Here is a 17,116-nt window from a genome sequence, read left to right on the forward strand (position 1 = left end):
TCAGCCCTCCCGGATCATCGAGCGGGGGTCGAGCAGGGCCAGCGCCACGTCGACGGCCGTGTTCACCAGGAGCACGCCGAGGCCGTAGACCAGGACGATCGCCTGCACGACGGGGTAGTCCTTGCTGAGGATCGAGCTCACGATGGTGCTGCCGAGCCCGGGCCAGGCGAAGACGTTCTCGACCAGGACGGTGCCGGCCACCATCGAGCCCAGCAGCAGCCCGCCGAGCGTCAGCGCCGACGTCAGCGCGTTGGGGAGCGCGTGGCGCAGGTGGATGCGGCGGGCGCGCAGCCGCTTGGCGCGCGCGGTGCGAATGTAGTCGGCCTCAAGCACGCTCACCATCTCGACGCGGACGATCCGGGCGAGGATCGCGGCGGGCCCGACCGCCAGCGACAGCACGGGCAGGACGTACGCCTCGGGCGAGGCGTTGCCCGCGACCGGCAGCCAGCCGAGCTCGACGCCGAAGACGTAGACCAGCGCGACGCCGATGAGGAAGTCCGGGATCGTGGCGACCACGATGCTGCTGGTCGTGAACACCAGCTCGGTGCGACGGCCGTGGCCGCGCCGGGTGAGCACGCCGAGCAGGGTGCCGAGCGGCACCGCCACCGCGACGGAGGCCAGGAAGGCGAGCACGGCCAGCGCGAGCGTCGCGGGCAGGCGCTGCCCGACCACGTCGACCACCGGCAGCTGCGAGAGCAGCGACGTCCCGAGGTCCCCGGTGACCAGGCCCTGGAGGTAGTGCAGGTACTGCACGGGCAGCGGGTCGTCGAGCCCGAGCGCGGCGCGTCGTGCCTCGACGAGCGCGGCGGGCGCCGTGGGGCCGAGCGCGCCGCGGACCGGGTCGCCGGGGATGAGGTGGATCATCGCGAAGGACGCGGTGACCAGCACCCACACCGACACCAGCAGGCGGACCGCGCGCCGGGCGGTGAAGCGCACCCACGGCTGCTCCCACCAGCTCGGCGGGGCCGCGCTCGCCGCCGCGTCGGCGAGCACCCGGGTCGGTGTCGTGGTCACCGGTCTACTCGGCCAGCATCCGGATCGAGAGCGGCTGCAGCTGGCCCGGCACCGCGAACTCGGCGCCGGCGCCGAACGTACGCGCCTGCGTCTCGGCGAAGGGCACGATGTCGGCGTTCGCGATCAGGCTCGACTCCGCCGCGAGCCAGGTGTCGCAGCCCTCGGTGCCGTTCAGCTGCGACGCCTCCTCCACCGCGGCGACGTAGTCGTCGTTCTCGATCGCGGAGAAGTTGGTGCCGTCGGGTGCCGCCGGCCCGGAGAGGAACGGCACGAGCTGGTCGGGGCTGCTGACGTTGAGCGAGACCCAGGCGACGTCCCAGTCGCCCGCGCCGAAGATGGTGCCGGTCAGGGTCGTCTCGTTCTGCGCCTTGGCGGTGGCGTCGACGCCGATCTCCTTCCACTGCTGCACGGCCAGCTCGGCACCGGCGTCGCCGCTGCTGCCGAGGTTGTTCTGGTAGAGGAAGGTGATGGCGAGCGGCTGCCCGTCCTTGGTGCGTACGCCGTCGCTGCCCTCGGTCCAGCCCGCCTCGTCGAGCAGCGCGGCGGCCGCCTCGGGGTCGTGCTCGGGCAGCGAGCCCGAGACCGAGTCGCCCGGGCAGGCGACGGGCTCGTTGGCCGCGAGCACCGACGGCATCGCGCCCTCTCCCGAGGTGACCACGCCCTGCAGCTCGGCGAGGTCGAGCGCCTGGGTCAGCGCCATGCGCACGTCGGGGTCGCTCGTCGCGCGGCCGTCGGCGTGGTTGTACCACTGCTCGCCGGCGATGGCCGGGGAGTCGGCGCTGAACAGGCCGGACGTGTCCAGCCGCTGCGCGTCGGGGCCGCTGACCGTGGCCGCGTTGAGGCCGCGGGAGAGCAGCAGGTTGGCCGCGGTGGACTCGTTCTCTACGACCTGCACCACGACGGTGGCCGGCAGGCCCTCCTCCGCGGTGGTCGCGCCGTCGGGTCCCCACGTGTAGCCCTCGCGCAGCGTGTAGGTGTAGTGGTCGCCCGGCGCCGCCTCGGTCAGCTCGTACGGCCCCGTGCCGGCCGTGGCCTGGCGCAGCGAGGACCGGTCGTCGTTGCCGGCGGGGCACACGATCGGCAGGTTCGCGAGGCCGTTGAGCACGAACGGCGCCGGTGACTCGAGCTCGAGGGTGACGGTGCCGGCCCCGTCGTCGCCGCTCGCCTTCGCGCCCACCGGGATGAAGGTGCCGAGGAAGGGACTCTGGTTCTCCGGGTCGGTGACGAAGTTCAGGCTGTCGGCGACGGCGCTCGCCGTCAGCTCGGTGCCGTCGGCGCAGGTGATCCCCTCGCCGAGGGTCAGCGTCACCGTGGTGCCCTGCACGTCCCACTCCGTCGCCAGCTGCGACCCGATCTCGCCGGTCTCGCCGTCCACGCTCACGAGCGGGTCGTAGGCGAACTGGGTGACGGTGAACAGCGAGGTGCCCGCTCCCATCAGGGGGTCGAGGTTCCCGGGGTCGGACGACATGCCGAGGGTGAACGTCGCGCCGTCGACGTAGCCCGCGTCGCCGCCTGCCCCTCCGCCGCCCGAGCCACCCCCGCTGCCCCCGCAGGCGCTGAGGAGGACGGCGAGGGACACGGCCGCCGGCGCGGCGAGCAGGTAGGGGCGGGGGGTCTGCTTCATGGCGGTCTCGTTCCTCGGGAGGATCAACGGGGGCGGGCGAGCGGGTCAGGCGCCGGCGCGGCGCACCGCGCGGCCGAGGTGCAGGTAGAGGGCGCGGCCCTCGCCGTCGTCGCCGACGAAGGCGTGGGGCATGAACATGCCGCGGTCGGCCTCGAGCGGGATGAGCATGTCGTCGCGGTAGGCCACGAGCTCGGTGCGCTCGTGCTGCCCGCCCATCTCGATGAGCAGGCCCTTGGGCACCTGCTCGATCCAGACCCGGCCGTCGTCGTCCTGGCTGACCGTCAGGTCGTAGAGCTCGGTGGAGTACGTCCCGAGGAAGCGGGCGGCGTCCACCGGTCCCGGCTCGGACGGCGGGTGGGGCAGCTCGGGCAGGGCCATGTCCGCGAGCTCGCGCAGCACGTGGCCCACGACCTCGTGGTAGAGCGCGAAGACGTCGCCGCCGTTGGTGAGCAGCGCGACCGCGGTGCCGGTCGCGGGCACCATGCGCAGGAAGGCGCCCTGGCCGATGGTGTTGCCGTCGTGGCCGACGATCTCGCCGTCGGGGGTGTCGAAGCGCTCGAAGCCGAGCCCCCACGACGTGCCCATCAGCCCGAGCTCCGGCAGGTCGACCTGCCGTGCCTGCATGCGGGCGGGCGTGCCGGACGCGAGGACCTGGGTGCCGTCGGCGCTGCGCCCGTCCGAGAGGTGCATCCGGGCGAACTCGACGAGGTCGCGAGCCCGCATCGACAGCAGCGTGCCGGCCGGTGTGTTGGAGCGGGCCATCGACCAGAAGGGGGCCGGCTGGAGCCCCTCCTCGGGCGAGGCCTCCACGTGCCCCATCGCCACGCGGTGCATGATCGCCTCGTAGACGTCCACTGCCGTGTGCGTCAGGCCGAGCGGCTCGACGAGGTGCTCGCGCAGGGCCTGGTCGTACGTCGTGCCGCGGACGACCTCGACGAGGCGACCGAGCAGGCAGTAGCCGGCGTTGTTGTAGGAGAACTGCTCGCCGGGCGGGAACAGCTGCGGCACGTCGGCCAGCGTGGCGACGTACTTCTCGATGCAGTCGTCGCCGACACCGGTGTCGGTGAAGATGTCGCCCTCGAAGCCGGCGGTGTGGTTGAGGAGCTGCCGCACGGTGATCCGCGCCGCGGCGTCCTCGTCGGCGACGACGAAGTCGGGCACGTAGGTGCGCACCGGCTCCTCGAGGTCGACGAGCCCCTCGTCGACGAGCTGCATGACCAGGCTGCTCGTCCAGAGCTTGGTGATCGAGCCGATCTGGTAGATCGAGTCGGCGGTCGAGGTGACGCCGGTCCCGAGGTGCAGCACGCCCGCGGCGCCGTCGACCACCTCGCCCTCGTGCAGGACGGCCCACGCGGCGGAGGGCACGCCGTACGTCTCCAGGAGCTCCGGCAACCGGGACTCGATCCACTCACCGACGTGCTGCAGATCACTCATGCGGCCACGCTAGGAAGGCAGCCACCCCTCCGGGTTCGTCGATCCCGACAAGGTGGCGCGACGGTCTTGGTCGATCGCACGAGGACGAGCGGGCCGCGCGTGGCCGGCTCAGCGGACGGAGCGGCGGAACCGGAGCAGCGCGAGGGCGACGCAGAGCGAGGTGAGCAGGATCGGCAACCCCGCGGCCAGGGCCGAAGCGTGTTCGACGACCCACGAGGTGGGGGTCGCCGTGGGGTTGCCGAACAGCTCTCTCGTCGAGGTCACCGTGATGGACAGTGGGTTCCACGCCGCGATGCCGGAGAGCCACGCCGGCATCAGCGCCGTGGGGACGACCGTGTCCGCCACGAGTGCCAGCGGGAAGACCAGCGCGAAGTACTTCATGGCCGCCTCCGGTCCGCTGACGAGGAGTCCGAGGAGGATGCCCACCGACGAGAACATCAGGCGCAGCAGCAGGAGCAGCCCGACCGCGCCGGCCACGGCACCGGCGCCGCCGTGCCACTGCCAGCCGACGAGCGATCCGAGCCCCATCAGGAGGCCGAGCTCGACGACCGCGGTGAGCACGTCGGCGAGCACCCGTCCGGCCAGGACCGCGACGGGCGCCATCGGCAGGGTCTGCATGCGGTCCAGCACGCCACCGCGGACGTCGGAGGCCACCGCGATCGTGGTGGTGCCGATGCCGAACGCCATCGTCAGCGCGAAGAGTCCCGGCAGGAGGAACTCGCGGTAGTCCGCGCTGGGCACGCCCATCGCGATGCCGAGCGCGTCGCCGAAGACGAACCCGAACATGACGACCGCCATGACGGGGACCAGGAGGGTGCCGAGCAGCTCGTCGGGACGGCGTACGAGTCGCAGCAGGTGGCGTCGCGCGACGACCCAGGTGTCGGCCACCACCCACCGGGCGCGCTCGAGCGGCCGGTCGCGGTGCGGCTGGGGGGTGGTGGTCGTCGCCGTGGTGATCGCCGTGGTCATCGCAGCGCTCCTGTCAGGGTGGGTCGACCGGTGAGGTCGAGGAAGACGTCGTCGAGGTGGGTGGCGCCGGCCCGGTCCTTGAGCTCCGCGGGCGAGCCCGCGGCGGCCACGCGGCCGCCGTCCACGACCGTGATGCGGTCGCAGAGGCGGTCGGCCTCCTCGAGGTACTGCGTGGTGAGCAGCACGGTCGTGCCGGCGCGGGCGAGGTCGCGCACCGCGTCCCAGACGGCGATCCGGCTGCGCGGGTCGAGCCCGGTGGTCGGCTCGTCGAGGAACAGCACGTGCGGGCTGCGGACCATGCTGACGGCCAGGTCGAGGCGACGGCGCATCCCACCGGAGTAATGCCCCACCGAGCGGTCCGCCGCGGCCGTGAGCCCGAACAGCTCGAGCAGCTCGCTGGCGCGCTGCCGCGCGGCCCGGGCGCGCAGGTGGTGCAGGCGGGCGTACATGTCGAGGTTCTGCCGCCCGGTGAGGACGTCGTCGACCGCGGCGTACTGACCCACGACGCCGATGCGCGCACGTACGCCGGCCCGGTCCGTGGTGACGTCGCGGCCCGCCACCGTCGCGCGTCCGCCGTCGGGGCGGAGCAGGGTGGTGAGGATCCGCACCGTCGTGGTCTTGCCGGCGCCGTTGGGGCCGAGCAGCCCGTGGACGGTGCCGGCCGGTACGGCCAGGTCGAGGCCGTCGAGGACCGGGCCGCGGCCGCGGTAGTGCTTGCGGAGGCCCTCGGCGAGGATCGCGTGGCCGGTCATGCCGCCACCTCCGTCGCCACCAGCGCGCGGCGGGTGCGGAGGTCGGTGGCGACGGGCGCGCCACCGGCGGGGGTCACGGCGTCATACCGGCCGACGGCGATGCGGGCGACGTTGAGCAGGGACTCGCTGCCGGGCTCGTAGTAGGCGCAGTGTCCGGTGACGTCGCCGGTCCCGATGCGGGTGGCGCCGATCTCGGGGTGCAGCGGCGAGCGACCGAGGCCGACGGAGCCGAGCCGGACGCGCGGGAAGAAGCGGATCCAGTCCGACCCGGACTGCGCCGCCCACAGCCGGACACCGTCGCCCAGCTCCTCGCGGCGCCACACGCCCATCCCGGGGCTGCCGAGGGCGACGCAGTCGTCGGCGCGCGCGTCGGCCAGCGCCAGCCCGCAGACCGTGCTGCCGTAGGAGTGCCCGACCAGCTTGAGGTGGGCCGAGCGCGGGAGGTGGTGAGTCAGCCGCGCCAGGTCGCCGGCGCCGGCGCGGGCCGGGGCGATCCACGCCGCGGCCCCGAGGCCCTCGGGGGCGTGGTAGCCCACCCAGACGACGACCGCGCACCGCGCACCCGGGGCGAGCGCCTGCATGGTGCGCAGCAGCAGCTCGCCACGGCCGCGGGGCGCGACCGGCCCCTCGTCGGCGAAGTAGGTGCCGAGGTGGTGGCCGTTGCCGGGCACCAGCACGGCGACGTGGTCGGCGAGGGCGACGTCCCCGAGCGCCTCGACCACCCGGCGCCCGCCGGGCGGGTCGACGGCGAGCAGCTGGTGGGGACCGGACCGCTGCAGGTCGTACGCGAGCGGGTGCGTGTGCGTGTGCGTGTGCGGGAGGACGGTGGATCGGCTCATGGCGGTGACGCTAGGAACGAGCCGTCGTGCACCGCGTCACTCCCGGGAGCCAGATCCGGCCCCCTACCGGGGTAGGGGGTCGGGGCCCTCACTCACCCGGGCTCACCAGCCCGGACTCGTATGCGAACACCACCGCCTGCGCCCGGTCGCGCAGGTCGAGCTTGGTGAAGAGCCGGCTGACGTGGGTCTTGACGGTCTGCTCAGCGACGAACAGTTGCTCGGCGATCTCGGCGTTGGAGCTGCCGCGCGCGACCAGGGTCAGCACCTCGGTCTCCCGCTCGGTGAGGCCGTTGAGGCGCAGACCGGCGCGCCCGCCCCCGCCGGGTCGCTGGCGGGCGAAGTCGGCGATCAGCCGACGCGTCACCGTGGGCGCGAGCAGCGCCTCGCCGGCGGCGACGACGCGCACCCCGGCGATGAGGTCGGCCGGCGGCGAGTCCTTGAGCAGGAACCCGCTCGCCCCGGCCCGCAGCGCCTCGTAGACGTAGTCGTCGATGTCGAAGGTGGTGAGCATCAGCACCCGCGGCCGGTGCTCGACGCCGGGAGGTGGCGAGAGGAGCTGCCGGGTCGCCTCGAGGCCGTCCATCTCGGGCATCCGGACGTCCATGAGGACCACGTCGGGCCTCGTGCGGCGGCTGAGGCGTACGCCCTCCGCCCCGTCCGGCGCCTCGCCGACCACCTCGATGTCGTCCTGCGCGGCCAGGAGCGCGGCGAACCCGGCCCGCACCATGGACTGGTCGTCGACGACGAGCACGCGGATGCTCACGGCGCCTCGCCCTCGTCCGGGCGCACGGGCAGGGACGCGGCGACGCGGAAGCCGCCGTCGGGCCGTGGGCCGACGTCGAGGGTGCCTCCCACGAGGCGGACCCGCTCGCGCATGCCGACGAGACCGTGGCCGGTGCCCGTCGTCTCGATCGGGGCCTCGTCGCCTCGCGGCGACGGCCCGTTGCCGACGACCACCCGGACCGCGTCGTCCTCGCGGGTCACGGTGACCTCGGCGCTCGCGCCGGGCGCGTGGCGCACGACGTTGGCGAGCGCCTCCTGCACGATGCGGTAGGCCGACAGGCCGACGGACGCCGGCAGGTCCGCCTGCTCGAGGGACAGCGAGACCGGTACGCCGGCGCGGGTGGTCGCCTCGACGAGCCGGCCGACATCGGCGAGGCCCGGCTGCGGCACCAGCTCGCCCGAGGTCTCCTCGCTGCGCAGGACCCCGAGCAGGCGCCGCATCTCCCCGAGGGAGGAGCGCGCGGTCGCGGCGATCGACTCGAACTCCTCGCGGGCCTCCGGGGTGACCCCGTCGAGGCGGTAGGCCGCGGTGTCGGCCTGGACGGTGATCACGGACATGTGGTGGGCGACCACGTCGTGGAGCTCGCGTGCGATGCGGGCGCGCTCCTCCAGGAGGGTGCGACGGCTGCGCTCGGCCGCGCTGATGGACTCCTGCTCGGTCAGCAGCCGCTGGGTCACCGACCGCTCGCGCACCGCGGCCCCGAGCACCAGCGCGGCGCCGCCGAGGACGGTGAGCAGGACCGAGCTGTTGCCGGCCTGCTCGGGGAGGAGGGAGGCGAGCCCGAGCTCCGCGACGGCGGTGGTCGCCCACACGGTGAGCAGCGTGCGTCGCGGCTCGCGGAGGCCCAGGGCCAGGCAGATGCCGACGTAGCCGACGATGACGGTCGCGGGGAACGGCCAGGTCCTGGTCCCGACGTCCTGGGTGAGGAGGACCAGCGCGCCGAGCACGTCGGCGCCGAGGATGACCACCCACGCCGGGAGCGGACGTACGGGCGCCAGCAGCAGCGGCACGGTCTGTGCGAGCGCGAGGGCGCCCACGCTCGCGCTGCTCAGGCCGTAGTCGCCGAGCACGCTGATGCTGGTCGGCAGCAGGACGACGAACAGCACTGCCGCCACCAGCCACGGGATGCGGCGCGCCCAGTCCCGCGTGAGCACGCGCGCCAGTGCCCGTACCCGGCCGGCGCGCGCTCCCATGGCGTCCTGCCTAGGGGCGGCGGGGAGCGCGGTCGCCCACCCGCCGCCCGCGGTCCTCAGCGTTCGGCGGAGGCCTTCTCGGCGGCGGTGGTGATGACGTCGGCCACGGTCCCGGCCTGGGTGAGGTAGACGGCGTGGCTGCCCTCGACGGTGGTGACCGCAGCCCCGGCCCGCTCGGCCATGTGCTGGAGCATGGCCTGGTCGAACGCCTTGTCCTCGGTGCCGTAGACGGCCCAGCTCGGCCGGCTGCGCCAGGCGGCCTCGGTGACCGGCTGGGCGAAGACGGCCATGTTGACGGGGACCTGGGTGTCGCGCATGAAGGCGGCCTCGCTGTCGGCGACGTCCGCTGCAAAGCCCCTCTGGAACGCGTCGCGATCGAGGTAGCCGAAGCCGTCCTCGCCGATGTCGATGACGAAGTCCGGCGTGGCGGCGAAGCCCTCGTACTGCTCCCCGGACGTCTGGCCGCTGTCGGGGATCAGGGCGGCGACGTAGACCAGCCCGGCGACGCGGTCGTGGGTGCCGGCCTCGGTGATGACGGTGCCGCCCCACGAGTGCCCGACCAGGATCGCCGGGCCGTCCTGCTGGTCCAGGACGCGGCGGGTCGCGGCGACGTCGTCGTCGAACGAGGTGAGCGGGTTCTGGACCACGCTGACGCGGTAGCCGCGGGCGGTGAGGACGTCGTACACCCCCCGCCAGCCGGAGCCGTCGGCGAACGCACCGTGGACGAGCACGACGTTGCGGATGGCGGTGTCGGTGGGGCTGGCGCCGGTGGTGTCGGTGGTGGTCATCTGATCTCCTCGGGTAGTCGGTATGCGATATATTGGCGAGGCCGTCCACGCTGCGCGATGTGCACCCTGCACACACTTCGGCGGGCGGCTCGCCCTCAGCGGATCCGCACCGCCGCGATCAGGTCGCCCGCAAGGTCGAACGTGTAGTCGAGGTCGGCCACGCCGCCGGGGAAGTCGCCCTCGAGGTGGAGGACGGCGACCCAGTGGCCGGCGTCGGTGCGGCGCGCCGCGACGAGCTCGGTGGTGTAGGTGAACTCGGTGCCTGCGCCGCGCAGGAAGCCGCGCACCTGCTCGGCGCCGGCGAAGGTCTCGTCCTGGTCGACGACCAGGGGCTCGGCGACGAGCAGGCGCATGGCGGCGTCCACCTCGCGGGCGATGTGTGCGGCCACGAACGCGCGGATCGTGGCGGGGAGCTGGGACGGGTCGAGGTCGTTCTCCTGGGTGGTCATGCCACGAGCGTGCGGCCTGCCGCCGACGGAGGGTCAAGGACGGATGTCTCCCGCGGGGGGAGGGTCCGGACCCCAGACGGGGGCATGACGCGGGCGTGGACGCGGGCGTGGACGCGGGCATGGACGCGGGCCCCGGGGTCACGGGAGGCTGGACCGGTGACCGGGACCACCTCCGAGCGCCGGCTCGACCTCGAGCGCGAGGTGCTGCGCGGCGTCGCCGACGCGGTCGGGTCCGATCCGGACCTGCGGGTGGTCTGCTCGCGGGTCGCCGAGGCGGTGCGGTGCGGGCGGACGACCAGGGACGTCTACGTCTACCTCTACGAGGACGCCAGCGACGACCTGCTCCTGGTCGGCGCGACCGAGAGCCCGGCCGCGCGCGAGGTGGGGACGCTGCGCGTGCCGTACGGCGACGGCGTGACCGGGTGGGTGGCGGCCTCGCGGGAGAGCTACGTGGTGGCCGGGGAGCCGTCCAGCGACCCCCACTTCCTGCCCTACCCGGGCATCGGGGAGGAGCGCTACGGCGCCATCTTCTCCGTCCCGGTCGTCTCGTCGGCGGACGAGCTGGTCGGGTGCATCACCGTGTGGGCGACCCCCGGGGACGGGTTCGCGGCGCACGAGGTCCCGCTGGTGGAGCACGTGGCGTCGCTGGTCGCCACCTGCCTCGAGCGCGAGCGGCTGCGCGAGCAGGTCCGTGTCCTCGGCCGGACCGAGGAGGGGCTGCGCGAGCTCGGCGAGCTGGTCGCCTCACGCGCGCCGGTCGGCAGGGTCGTCGACCGGGCGGCCGCCCTCGCGCTGGCCGGTCTCGGCGCCGATCTGGTGGTGGCGCTCGTCGCCGACCCGTCGGGCGCGGACCGGATGGTGGTGGCCCTCGCGTCCGGCAGCGACCCGGAGCGACGCGCACCGGCAGCGGCCGTACGACGTGGGCTGCTCGAGGTCGACCACGACCTGCGCCGGGCGCGCATCACCTGGCAGGTCGCCGCCGAACGCGTCACCCGCGCGCTCGAGGGCCGCTCCCAGCCGCTGGCGACGGCCGCCGTGCGGAGCGGGCCGGACGAGCTGGGCCGGATCGAGGCCCACGTCCTCGGACCGGGACGGCGTCCGACGGCCCCCGCCGGGCTGCTGCCAGCCATCGCGGGCCAGGTCGGCGTCGCGACCCGGCTCGGCATCGCGCTGGAGGAGCTCGCCGACCGCAACGGGCTGACCTGGTTCCTCCGGGCCGTCACCTCCGGCCGGCTCGCCGGGGACGACCTGAGGCGACGGGCGGAGGCCCTCGGTCTCGACCGGGCCGCCGCCCACGTCTTCGTGGTGGCCTGCACCTCCGGTCGCACCGCCTCGTCGGCCCAGCTGGACACCGTGCTGCAGCGAGCGTCTCTGCCGGCCGGCACGCTCACCGGGGCGACGCCCCACCAGGCGGTCGCCGTCGTGCCGTGGCCGTCGGCGAGCACGTCGGTGGACGCGCTCCGCCGGCCGCTGCTGCGCGCGTGCGACCACGTGCGGTCGGCCGGCGCCGCACTGACCGTGGGGGTCTCCCGGCCGGCGCCGTCGGTGGACGGCTTCGCCGACGCGCTCGCCGAGGCACGCGAGGCGATGAGCGTCGCCAGCTCGCTCCCCGAACCTGCCGGGGTCTTCACCCTCGACGACGTCGGCCACCACCTGCTGCTGAGCCGTGTGTCCGGGGTGGCGGGCGTGCGCGACCGGTACGCCGTGGCGGTCGAGAGCATCGCGGAGTACGACCGCGTCCGCGGCACCGAGCTGCTGGGCACCGTCGCGACCTACCTCCACCTCCGGAGCCGGAGCGCCGCGGCGCGAGACCTGGTGGTCCACCGCAACACGCTCGCGCAGCGGCTGACGCGCGCGTCGCAGCTCAGCGGATTCGACGTCAGCGCCCCCGACGCGTGGTTCCCCCTCCAGCTCGCGCTCCAGGTCCACCTCGCCCGCAGCGGGGTGCCCGGCGGCGGGTCTCAGGACGTGCGGCCGCTGGACGACTGACCCGCGACGGGGGCGACCGAGAACACCGGCCACCCGATCTCGGTGCGCCACGCCGCCGCGTCGTCGGTGTCGCGCGGGCCGACGAGGTAGGTCTCGCGCACCGGCCCGGCCACCTGCAGGGCGTTGGCGACGACCCACGAGCCGACCTCGCCGTAGGTCACCTCGATGTCGTCGTGGTCGCCGACGTGGGTGGCCACGGCGAGCTCGACCGCGGGCAGCTCCACCGGGTGCACCCGGCCGGTGCGCGGCGCGTCGTCGACGGGACGGTGCACCAGCACGTGCCCGCGCCCGACCTCGAACAGCGCGTTGTCGTACACGCCGCCGGGCGGCCCGGGCAGCGCCGGCAGGGCGGCGTCGAGCTCGGCCATCGCCCCGGCGTACCAGCTCAGCACGTCGTCGGTCCCCAGGTCGGCCTCGACCGCGGCAACCCTCGTCGCCGGGACCGACCGCACCTCGACGGCGACCGGCGCGGGCTCGGGGGCCAGCAGCCGGCGCAGCGACCGCACGGCCGCCCGCGTGCGGTCCAGCTCGGCCTCGAGGTGGTGCAGGTGCTGGGCGACCAGGTCCCCGCGGGACCCGGGGTCCGGCGCGTCCAGGATGCGCCGCACCGCGGCGAGCGGCACGTCGAGCTCGCGCAGGCGGTGGATGACCTGCGCGGTGGGGATCTGGTCCCCCGCGTAGTAGCGGTAGCCCGTGGCCGGGTCGACCGTCGCGGGCACCAGCAGCCCGGCCTCGTGGTAGCGGCGCAGGGTGCGGACGCTGAGGTGGGTCATCCGGGAGAACTCGCCGATGCTGAGGGGCTGCACCCCCGGGAGTCTGCACCCTCCCCCGGGGAGAGGGTCCACATCCGGGGACGCCTTTGACGGGGCCGGGCGCCCGATGTGCAATACGTTGCATGCCGATCCCGCCGTCCCCGCCCGCCGTCGCTCGCCAGCTGCTGCGCGACGGCGTCTACGGCCAGCTGCGCGACGCGATCATCGACGGGACCTTCGAGCCGGGCGAGCAGCTGCGCGACGCGGACCTCGCCACCTGGCTCGGCGTGAGCCGTACGCCCGTGCGCGAGGCGCTGCTCCGCCTCGCGCAGACGGGCCTCGTGGTCGCCCGGCCCGGACGGTCGACCACCGTCAGCGCCATCAGCGCGACCGCGGTGCGCGAGGCGCGCGACGTCGTGGCGGCGATGCACGAGCTCGCCGTCCGCGACGCGGTCCCGCGGCTCACCGCCGACGACGTCGCCCGCATGCGAGCGGCCAACGAGCGGTTCGAGCAGGCCGTCGAGGCGGGTGACGTCGAGGCCGCGCTGCGCGCCGACGACGAGCTCCACGACGTGCCGGTCGAGGTCAGCGGCAACCGCGCGCTGGCCACCGTGCTCGACCAGTTCGTCCCGGTGCTGCGCCGGGCCGAACGGCTCCGCTTCGCCTCCGCGAGCGCACGCGAGTCGGTCGCACGGCACCAGGAGCTGATCCGGCTGTGCGCCGACGGCGACGCGGAGGCGGCGTCCTCGGTCGTCTTCACGACCTTCCGCGCCCTCGCCGCCGTCGACGACGACTGACCGGCGACGCCCCGACCCGCCGGGTGGGTAACGTCGACCCCGTGCCGTCCTCCTGCTGCGCGCCCAGCGCGTCGCGCGCCGACGCCCCCGCCTCCCCCGCCCGCCCGCGCGGGGAGCGCAGCACCCGCGGCCAGGTCCGCGTGCCGGCGGGGGACTTCTGGATGGGCGACAGCCACGGCGACGGCTACGCCACGGACGGCGAGACGCCGGTGCACCGGGTGCGGCTGTCGTCCTACGCCATCGACGCCACGGCGGTCACCAACGCGGAGTTCGCCACCTTCGTCGAGGCGACCGGGCACGTCACCGAGGCCGAGCGCGACGGTGTCTCGGCCGTCTTCCACCTCGCCGTGCGCGCCGCCCCGGCCGACGTGCTCCAGCGGGCGGCGGGGACGCCGTGGTGGCTCGCCGTCCGCGGCGCCGACTGGCGGCACCCGGGCGGCCCGCGGTCGGACGTCGGCGACCTCGCCGACCACCCCGTCGTGCACGTGTCGTGGCGCGACGCGCAGGCGTACGCGAGCTGGGCGGGCAAGCGGCTGCCGACCGAGGCGGAGTGGGAGCACGCCGCGCGTGGCGGCCTCGACCGGGCCCGCTACCCCTGGGGCGACGAGCTGCTCGACGGCTCTGCGTGGCGGTGCAACATCTGGCAGGGCGACTTCCCGCGCCGCAACACCCTGGACGACGGCCACCTGACGACGGCGCCGGCCACGGCGTTCGAGCCCAACGCGTACGGCCTGCACAACACGGTCGGCAACGTGTGGGAGTGGTGTCAGGACGCGTTCCGCCCGACGGAGTACGCCGAGCGCGCCCGCCCGGACGCGGTCGTCGACCCCCGCGCGGCCGAGCCGCCGGGCACCGACGAGGCGCTCGTCGAGCGGGTGATGCGCGGGGGGTCGTACCTGTGCCACGACAGCTACTGCAACCGCTACCGGGTCGCCGCCCGGTCCTCCAACACGGCCGAGTCCTCGTCGGGCAACATCGGCTTCCGCTGCGCCAACGACGGGTGAGCGCGGGCCGGTCGGGCCGGTCGGGTCAGCTCCCCCACCGCAGCTGCCAGGCCATGAGCGGCTGCATCGCCGCCAGCAGGTCGCGCCCCCGCTCGGAGAGCCGGTAGCGCACCTGCACCGGTGTCGTCGGGACGACCTCGCGCTCGACGAGGCCGTGCGCATCGAGCTCGCGGAGCCGGGCGGTCAGCATCCGGGCGGACAGGCCGTCCACCGCGGCCTCGACCTCGCCGAACCGGGTCGCCCCGCGTCCGAGCGCGAGCATGATCGCGCCGGTCCAGCGCCTGCCGACGAACTCCAGGATCGGCGTCGCCTCCCGGCACGACGCGTCGTCGATGAGGTGGCGGGGGGAGCGCGTCCGGGTCGTGGTCACTTACTCATCGTAACCCGCTTACCCTGACTTGTCCGGCCCGTCCGGTGCGGCGGATCCTTGACGCATGCCCGACTACGGCCACCCCCTGCGCTTCGGATCGTTCCTCACGCCCACGGCCGCCTCACCGCAGCGTCCCGTCGACCTGACCCTCCTCAGCGAGGACCTGGGCTACGACCTCGCGACCTTCCAGGACCACCCCTACCAGCCGGCCTTCCTCGACACCTGGACCCTGATGTCCTGGGCCGCCGCACGCACCGAGCGGATCCACCTGTCGGGCAACGTCCTCAACCTGCCGCTGCGGCAGCCCGCCGTGCTGGCGAAGTCCGTGGCCAGCCTCGACCTGCTCTCCGGCGGCCGTGTCGCGCTCGGGCTGGGTGCCGGCGGCTTCTGGGACGCGATCGAGGCCTACGGCGGCACCCGGCTGACGCCCGGGCAGGCCGTGGACGCGCTGGGTGAGGCCATCGAGGTCATCCGCGGGATCTGGGACGCCGAGGACCGCTCGGTGCTCGCGGTGTCGGGCCGGCACCACCGGGTCGGCGGCGCGAAGCGAGGACCGGCGCCGTCGCGCCCCGTGCCGATCTGGCTGGGGGCGCTCAAGCCGCGGATGCTCCGCCTCGTCGGGCGCGCGGCCGACGGCTGGCTGCCCTCGCTCCCCTACCTCGAGCCCGGCGACCTCCAGCGCGGCATGCAGACCATCGACGAGGCGGCCCGCGCGGCCGGCCGCGACCCGGCGGAGGTCACCCGCCTGCTCAACGTCGGCGCCGAGGCCGGCGCGGACGACCTGGTCCGCCTCGCGCTCGAGGACGGCGTGAGCACCTTCATCGTGATGGGCGACGACGAGGGCGGCCTGCGCCGCTTCGCCGGTCTCTTCGACGAGGTGCGCGAGCGGGTCGCCGAGGCGCGCGACGCCGGTGGCACGGCGGAGCGCCGGACGGTGCGCAGCCCGTCGGCCCTGGCCAGGCGGCGTCCCGGGATCGCGTACGACGACCTCCCGCCGGCGCTGGCCGAGCGGGCCGTCGAGCCCGGCGACAGGGCGTACGCCCGCTACCGCTCGGGCTACCTGCGCGGGGGCGCACCGGGGCTCGTGCTCCGCCCCCGCGACGTCGCGGAGGTGCAGGAGGCGGTGGCCGTGGCGCGCGAGCACCGCGAGCTCCCGCTCGGGATCCTCAGCGCGGGCCACGGCATCTCGGGTCGGTCCCTCAACCGCGGCGGGCTGGTGATCGACGTCGGCGCCCTCGACACCGTCGAGGTGCTCGACCCGGACGCCGGCACCGTGCGGATCGGCCCGGGGGCGACCTGGGCCGAGGTCGCGCGCGTGCTCGCGCCGCACGGCCTGGCGATCAGCAGCGGCGACTACGGCGGGGTCGGCGTCGGCGGGCTGGCGACCGCGGGAGGCGTGGGCTGGTTCGCCCGCGAGCACGGGCTGACGATCGACCACCTCACCGCGGTCGAGCTGGTGACCGCCGACGGTCGCGCCGTCCGGGCCAGCGCCGAGGACGAGCCCGACCTGTTCTGGGCGGTCCGCGGCGCCGGGCCCAACTTCGGCATCGCCACCTCCTTCGACTTCACCGCCGCGCGGGTGGGCACGATCGCCTTCGCCCAGCTCGCCTTCGACGCCAGCGACACGGCGACCTTCCTCGAGCGGTGGGGACGGGCGATCGAGGACGCCGACCGCAGCGTCACCGGGCAGGTGATCCTCGGCCAGCGGCGCGGTACCCAGCGGGTCGCGCAGGCGATGCTCGTCGTCGACCACGACGACCCGGAGACGGTGGTGTCCCGGCTGCAGCCGATCGCCGAGGTCGCACCCCTGCTCGACCAGAACGTCGCGCTCGCGACCTACGACCAGGTGATGTCGCTCTTCAGCAGCGACGTGCCGCAGCAGGGCCAGGGCGAGCCGCACACCCACTCGGGCCTGGCCGACCACCTCTCCCCGGACCTGTCGCGCGAGGTCGCCGACCTGCTCGACGCCGGCACGTCCTACTTCTTCTCGATCCGTGCCGTGGGCGGTGCGGTCGCCGACGTGCCGAGCGAGGCGACGGCGTACGCCGGGCGCAGCGCGGGCTTCTCCCTCTCGGCCTTCGGCGCGAGCAGCGGGTTCGACGACGCGTGGGAGCGCCTGGTGCCGCACCTGTCGGGCAGCTACCTCAGCTTCGAGACCGGCACCGGCCCGGTGTGGCTCGAGCGGGCCTTCCCGCCCGCGCACCTCGAGCGGCTGCGCCGGCTCAAGCGGGAGTGGGACCCCACCGGGCTCTTCCGGGACAACTTCTTCATCGACCCGGTCGACGACGCGGCCGCGCCGATCGAGGCCCCGATGCCGGAGGCGTAGACGCGCGGACGGAGGTCCGGTCGCACGACGGG

Annotated in this window: 16 protein-coding genes; 4 read left to right on the forward strand and 12 right to left on the reverse strand. The window is 74.7% G+C overall.

What is annotated here, in order from left to right; all coding sequences use genetic code 11:
- From F4692_RS21745 to F4692_RS06235, 10 genes are all read right to left on the reverse strand, one after another.
- Positions 1-1,014, reverse strand: coding sequence for an ABC transporter permease (locus tag F4692_RS21745; protein ID WP_308645175.1), 1,014 nt, complete (start codon positions 1,012-1,014; stop codon positions 1-3).
- Positions 1,015-1,018: 4 nt separating this feature from the next.
- Entirely contained in the window at positions 1,019-2,638 is a 1,620-nt protein-coding gene (locus F4692_RS06195) for an ABC transporter substrate-binding protein (protein WP_179618702.1), read from the reverse strand.
- A 45-nt stretch (positions 2,639-2,683) separates the two neighbouring features.
- The gene (locus tag F4692_RS06200; protein WP_179618703.1) at positions 2,684-4,072 is read right to left on the reverse strand and encodes a serine hydrolase domain-containing protein; all 1,389 of its coding nucleotides are present in this window, start codon (positions 4,070-4,072) and stop codon (positions 2,684-2,686) included.
- 108 nt (positions 4,073-4,180) lie between these two features.
- Positions 4,181-5,041, reverse strand: a complete 861-nt coding sequence (locus F4692_RS06205) for an ABC transporter permease (RefSeq protein WP_179618704.1) — start codon at positions 5,039-5,041, stop codon at positions 4,181-4,183.
- The gene (locus F4692_RS06210) at positions 5,038-5,793 is read right to left on the reverse strand and encodes an ABC transporter ATP-binding protein (protein ID WP_179618705.1); all 756 of its coding nucleotides are present in this window, start codon (positions 5,791-5,793) and stop codon (positions 5,038-5,040) included. The genes F4692_RS06205 and F4692_RS06210 overlap by 4 nt, the downstream gene beginning before the upstream one ends.
- On the reverse strand, positions 5,790-6,632 hold the full coding sequence (locus F4692_RS06215; protein ID WP_179618706.1) for an alpha/beta hydrolase: 843 nt from the start codon (positions 6,630-6,632) through the stop codon (positions 5,790-5,792). The genes F4692_RS06210 and F4692_RS06215 overlap by 4 nt, the downstream gene beginning before the upstream one ends.
- Positions 6,633-6,720: 88 nt before the next feature.
- Positions 6,721-7,395, reverse strand: a complete 675-nt coding sequence (locus F4692_RS06220; RefSeq protein ID WP_179618707.1) for a response regulator — start codon at positions 7,393-7,395, stop codon at positions 6,721-6,723.
- Positions 7,392-8,609 carry a sensor histidine kinase gene (locus F4692_RS06225; RefSeq protein WP_179618708.1) on the reverse strand — a complete coding sequence of 406 codons (1,218 nt, stop codon included), beginning with the start codon at positions 8,607-8,609 and terminating at the stop codon, positions 7,392-7,394. The genes F4692_RS06220 and F4692_RS06225 overlap by 4 nt, the downstream gene beginning before the upstream one ends.
- Positions 8,610-8,665: 56 nt before the next feature.
- Complete coding sequence (locus tag F4692_RS06230; RefSeq protein ID WP_179618709.1) at positions 8,666-9,397, reverse strand: alpha/beta fold hydrolase; 732 nt, start codon at positions 9,395-9,397, stop codon at positions 8,666-8,668.
- A gap of 95 nt (positions 9,398-9,492) precedes the next feature.
- Positions 9,493-9,846 carry a nuclear transport factor 2 family protein gene (locus tag F4692_RS06235; protein ID WP_179618710.1) on the reverse strand — a complete coding sequence of 118 codons (354 nt, stop codon included), beginning with the start codon at positions 9,844-9,846 and terminating at the stop codon, positions 9,493-9,495.
- Between the two features lie 156 nt (positions 9,847-10,002).
- Between F4692_RS06235 and F4692_RS06240 the strand changes: the two genes are divergently transcribed.
- A complete protein-coding gene (locus F4692_RS06240) occupies positions 10,003-11,835 on the forward strand; it encodes a helix-turn-helix domain-containing protein (protein WP_218858164.1) in 1,833 nt (610 codons plus the stop codon).
- Here F4692_RS06240 and F4692_RS06245 read toward each other — a convergent pair.
- Entirely contained in the window at positions 11,808-12,641 is an 834-nt protein-coding gene (locus F4692_RS06245; RefSeq protein ID WP_179618712.1) for a MerR family transcriptional regulator, read from the reverse strand. The genes F4692_RS06240 and F4692_RS06245 overlap by 28 nt on opposite strands.
- Before the next feature lie 89 nt (positions 12,642-12,730).
- On the opposite strand from F4692_RS06245, the gene F4692_RS06250 reads away from it, so the two are divergent.
- Both F4692_RS06250 and F4692_RS06255 read left to right on the forward strand, forming a co-directional pair.
- On the forward strand, positions 12,731-13,384 hold the full coding sequence (locus tag F4692_RS06250) for a GntR family transcriptional regulator (RefSeq protein WP_179618713.1): 654 nt from the start codon (positions 12,731-12,733) through the stop codon (positions 13,382-13,384).
- A gap of 41 nt (positions 13,385-13,425) precedes the next feature.
- Positions 13,426-14,388 carry a formylglycine-generating enzyme family protein gene (locus F4692_RS06255; RefSeq protein ID WP_179618714.1) on the forward strand — a complete coding sequence of 321 codons (963 nt, stop codon included), beginning with the start codon at positions 13,426-13,428 and terminating at the stop codon, positions 14,386-14,388.
- 25 nt (positions 14,389-14,413) lie between these two features.
- Here the strand turns inward: F4692_RS06255 and F4692_RS06260 are convergent, their stop codons facing one another.
- Positions 14,414-14,758 (reverse strand): winged helix-turn-helix transcriptional regulator, encoded by a 345-nt coding sequence (locus F4692_RS06260; RefSeq protein ID WP_218858165.1) that lies wholly within the window; start codon positions 14,756-14,758, stop codon positions 14,414-14,416.
- 64 nt (positions 14,759-14,822) lie between these two features.
- Here F4692_RS06260 and F4692_RS06265 point away from each other — a divergent pair, with 64 nt between their 5' ends.
- Positions 14,823-17,084: an LLM class flavin-dependent oxidoreductase gene (locus F4692_RS06265; protein ID WP_179618715.1), complete on the forward strand. Its 2,262-nt coding sequence runs from the start codon at positions 14,823-14,825 to the stop codon at positions 17,082-17,084.
- The last annotated feature ends 32 nt before the right edge of the window (positions 17,085-17,116 follow it).

The organism is Nocardioides cavernae (genome assembly GCF_013410035.1).
GTDB classification, from domain to species: Bacteria; Actinomycetota; Actinomycetes; order Propionibacteriales; family Nocardioidaceae; genus Nocardioides; species Nocardioides cavernae_A.

Bases quoted from the DNA above. Each gene is read 5' to 3' on its own strand.
- F4692_RS06195 (WP_179618702.1), bottom strand. From the start codon at position 2,638: ATGAAGCAGACCCCCCGCCCCTACCTGCTCGCCGCGCCGGCGGCCGTG.
- F4692_RS06200 (WP_179618703.1), bottom strand. From the start codon at position 4,072: ATGAGTGATCTGCAGCACGTCGGTGAGTGGATCGAGTCCCGGTTGCCG.
- F4692_RS06205 (WP_179618704.1), bottom strand. From the start codon at position 5,041: ATGACCACGGCGATCACCACGGCGACGACCACCACCCCCCAGCCGCAC.
- F4692_RS06210 (WP_179618705.1), bottom strand. From the start codon at position 5,793: ATGACCGGCCACGCGATCCTCGCCGAGGGCCTCCGCAAGCACTACCGC.
- F4692_RS06215 (WP_179618706.1), bottom strand. From the start codon at position 6,632: ATGAGCCGATCCACCGTCCTCCCGCACACGCACACGCACACGCACCCG.
- F4692_RS06225 (WP_179618708.1), bottom strand. From the start codon at position 8,609: ATGGGAGCGCGCGCCGGCCGGGTACGGGCACTGGCGCGCGTGCTCACG.
- F4692_RS06230 (WP_179618709.1), bottom strand. From the start codon at position 9,397: ATGACCACCACCGACACCACCGGCGCCAGCCCCACCGACACCGCCATC.
- F4692_RS06235 (WP_179618710.1), bottom strand. From the start codon at position 9,846: ATGACCACCCAGGAGAACGACCTCGACCCGTCCCAGCTCCCCGCCACG.
- F4692_RS06250 (WP_179618713.1), top strand. From the start codon at position 12,731: ATGCCGATCCCGCCGTCCCCGCCCGCCGTCGCTCGCCAGCTGCTGCGC.
- F4692_RS06265 (WP_179618715.1), top strand. From the start codon at position 14,823: ATGCCCGACTACGGCCACCCCCTGCGCTTCGGATCGTTCCTCACGCCC.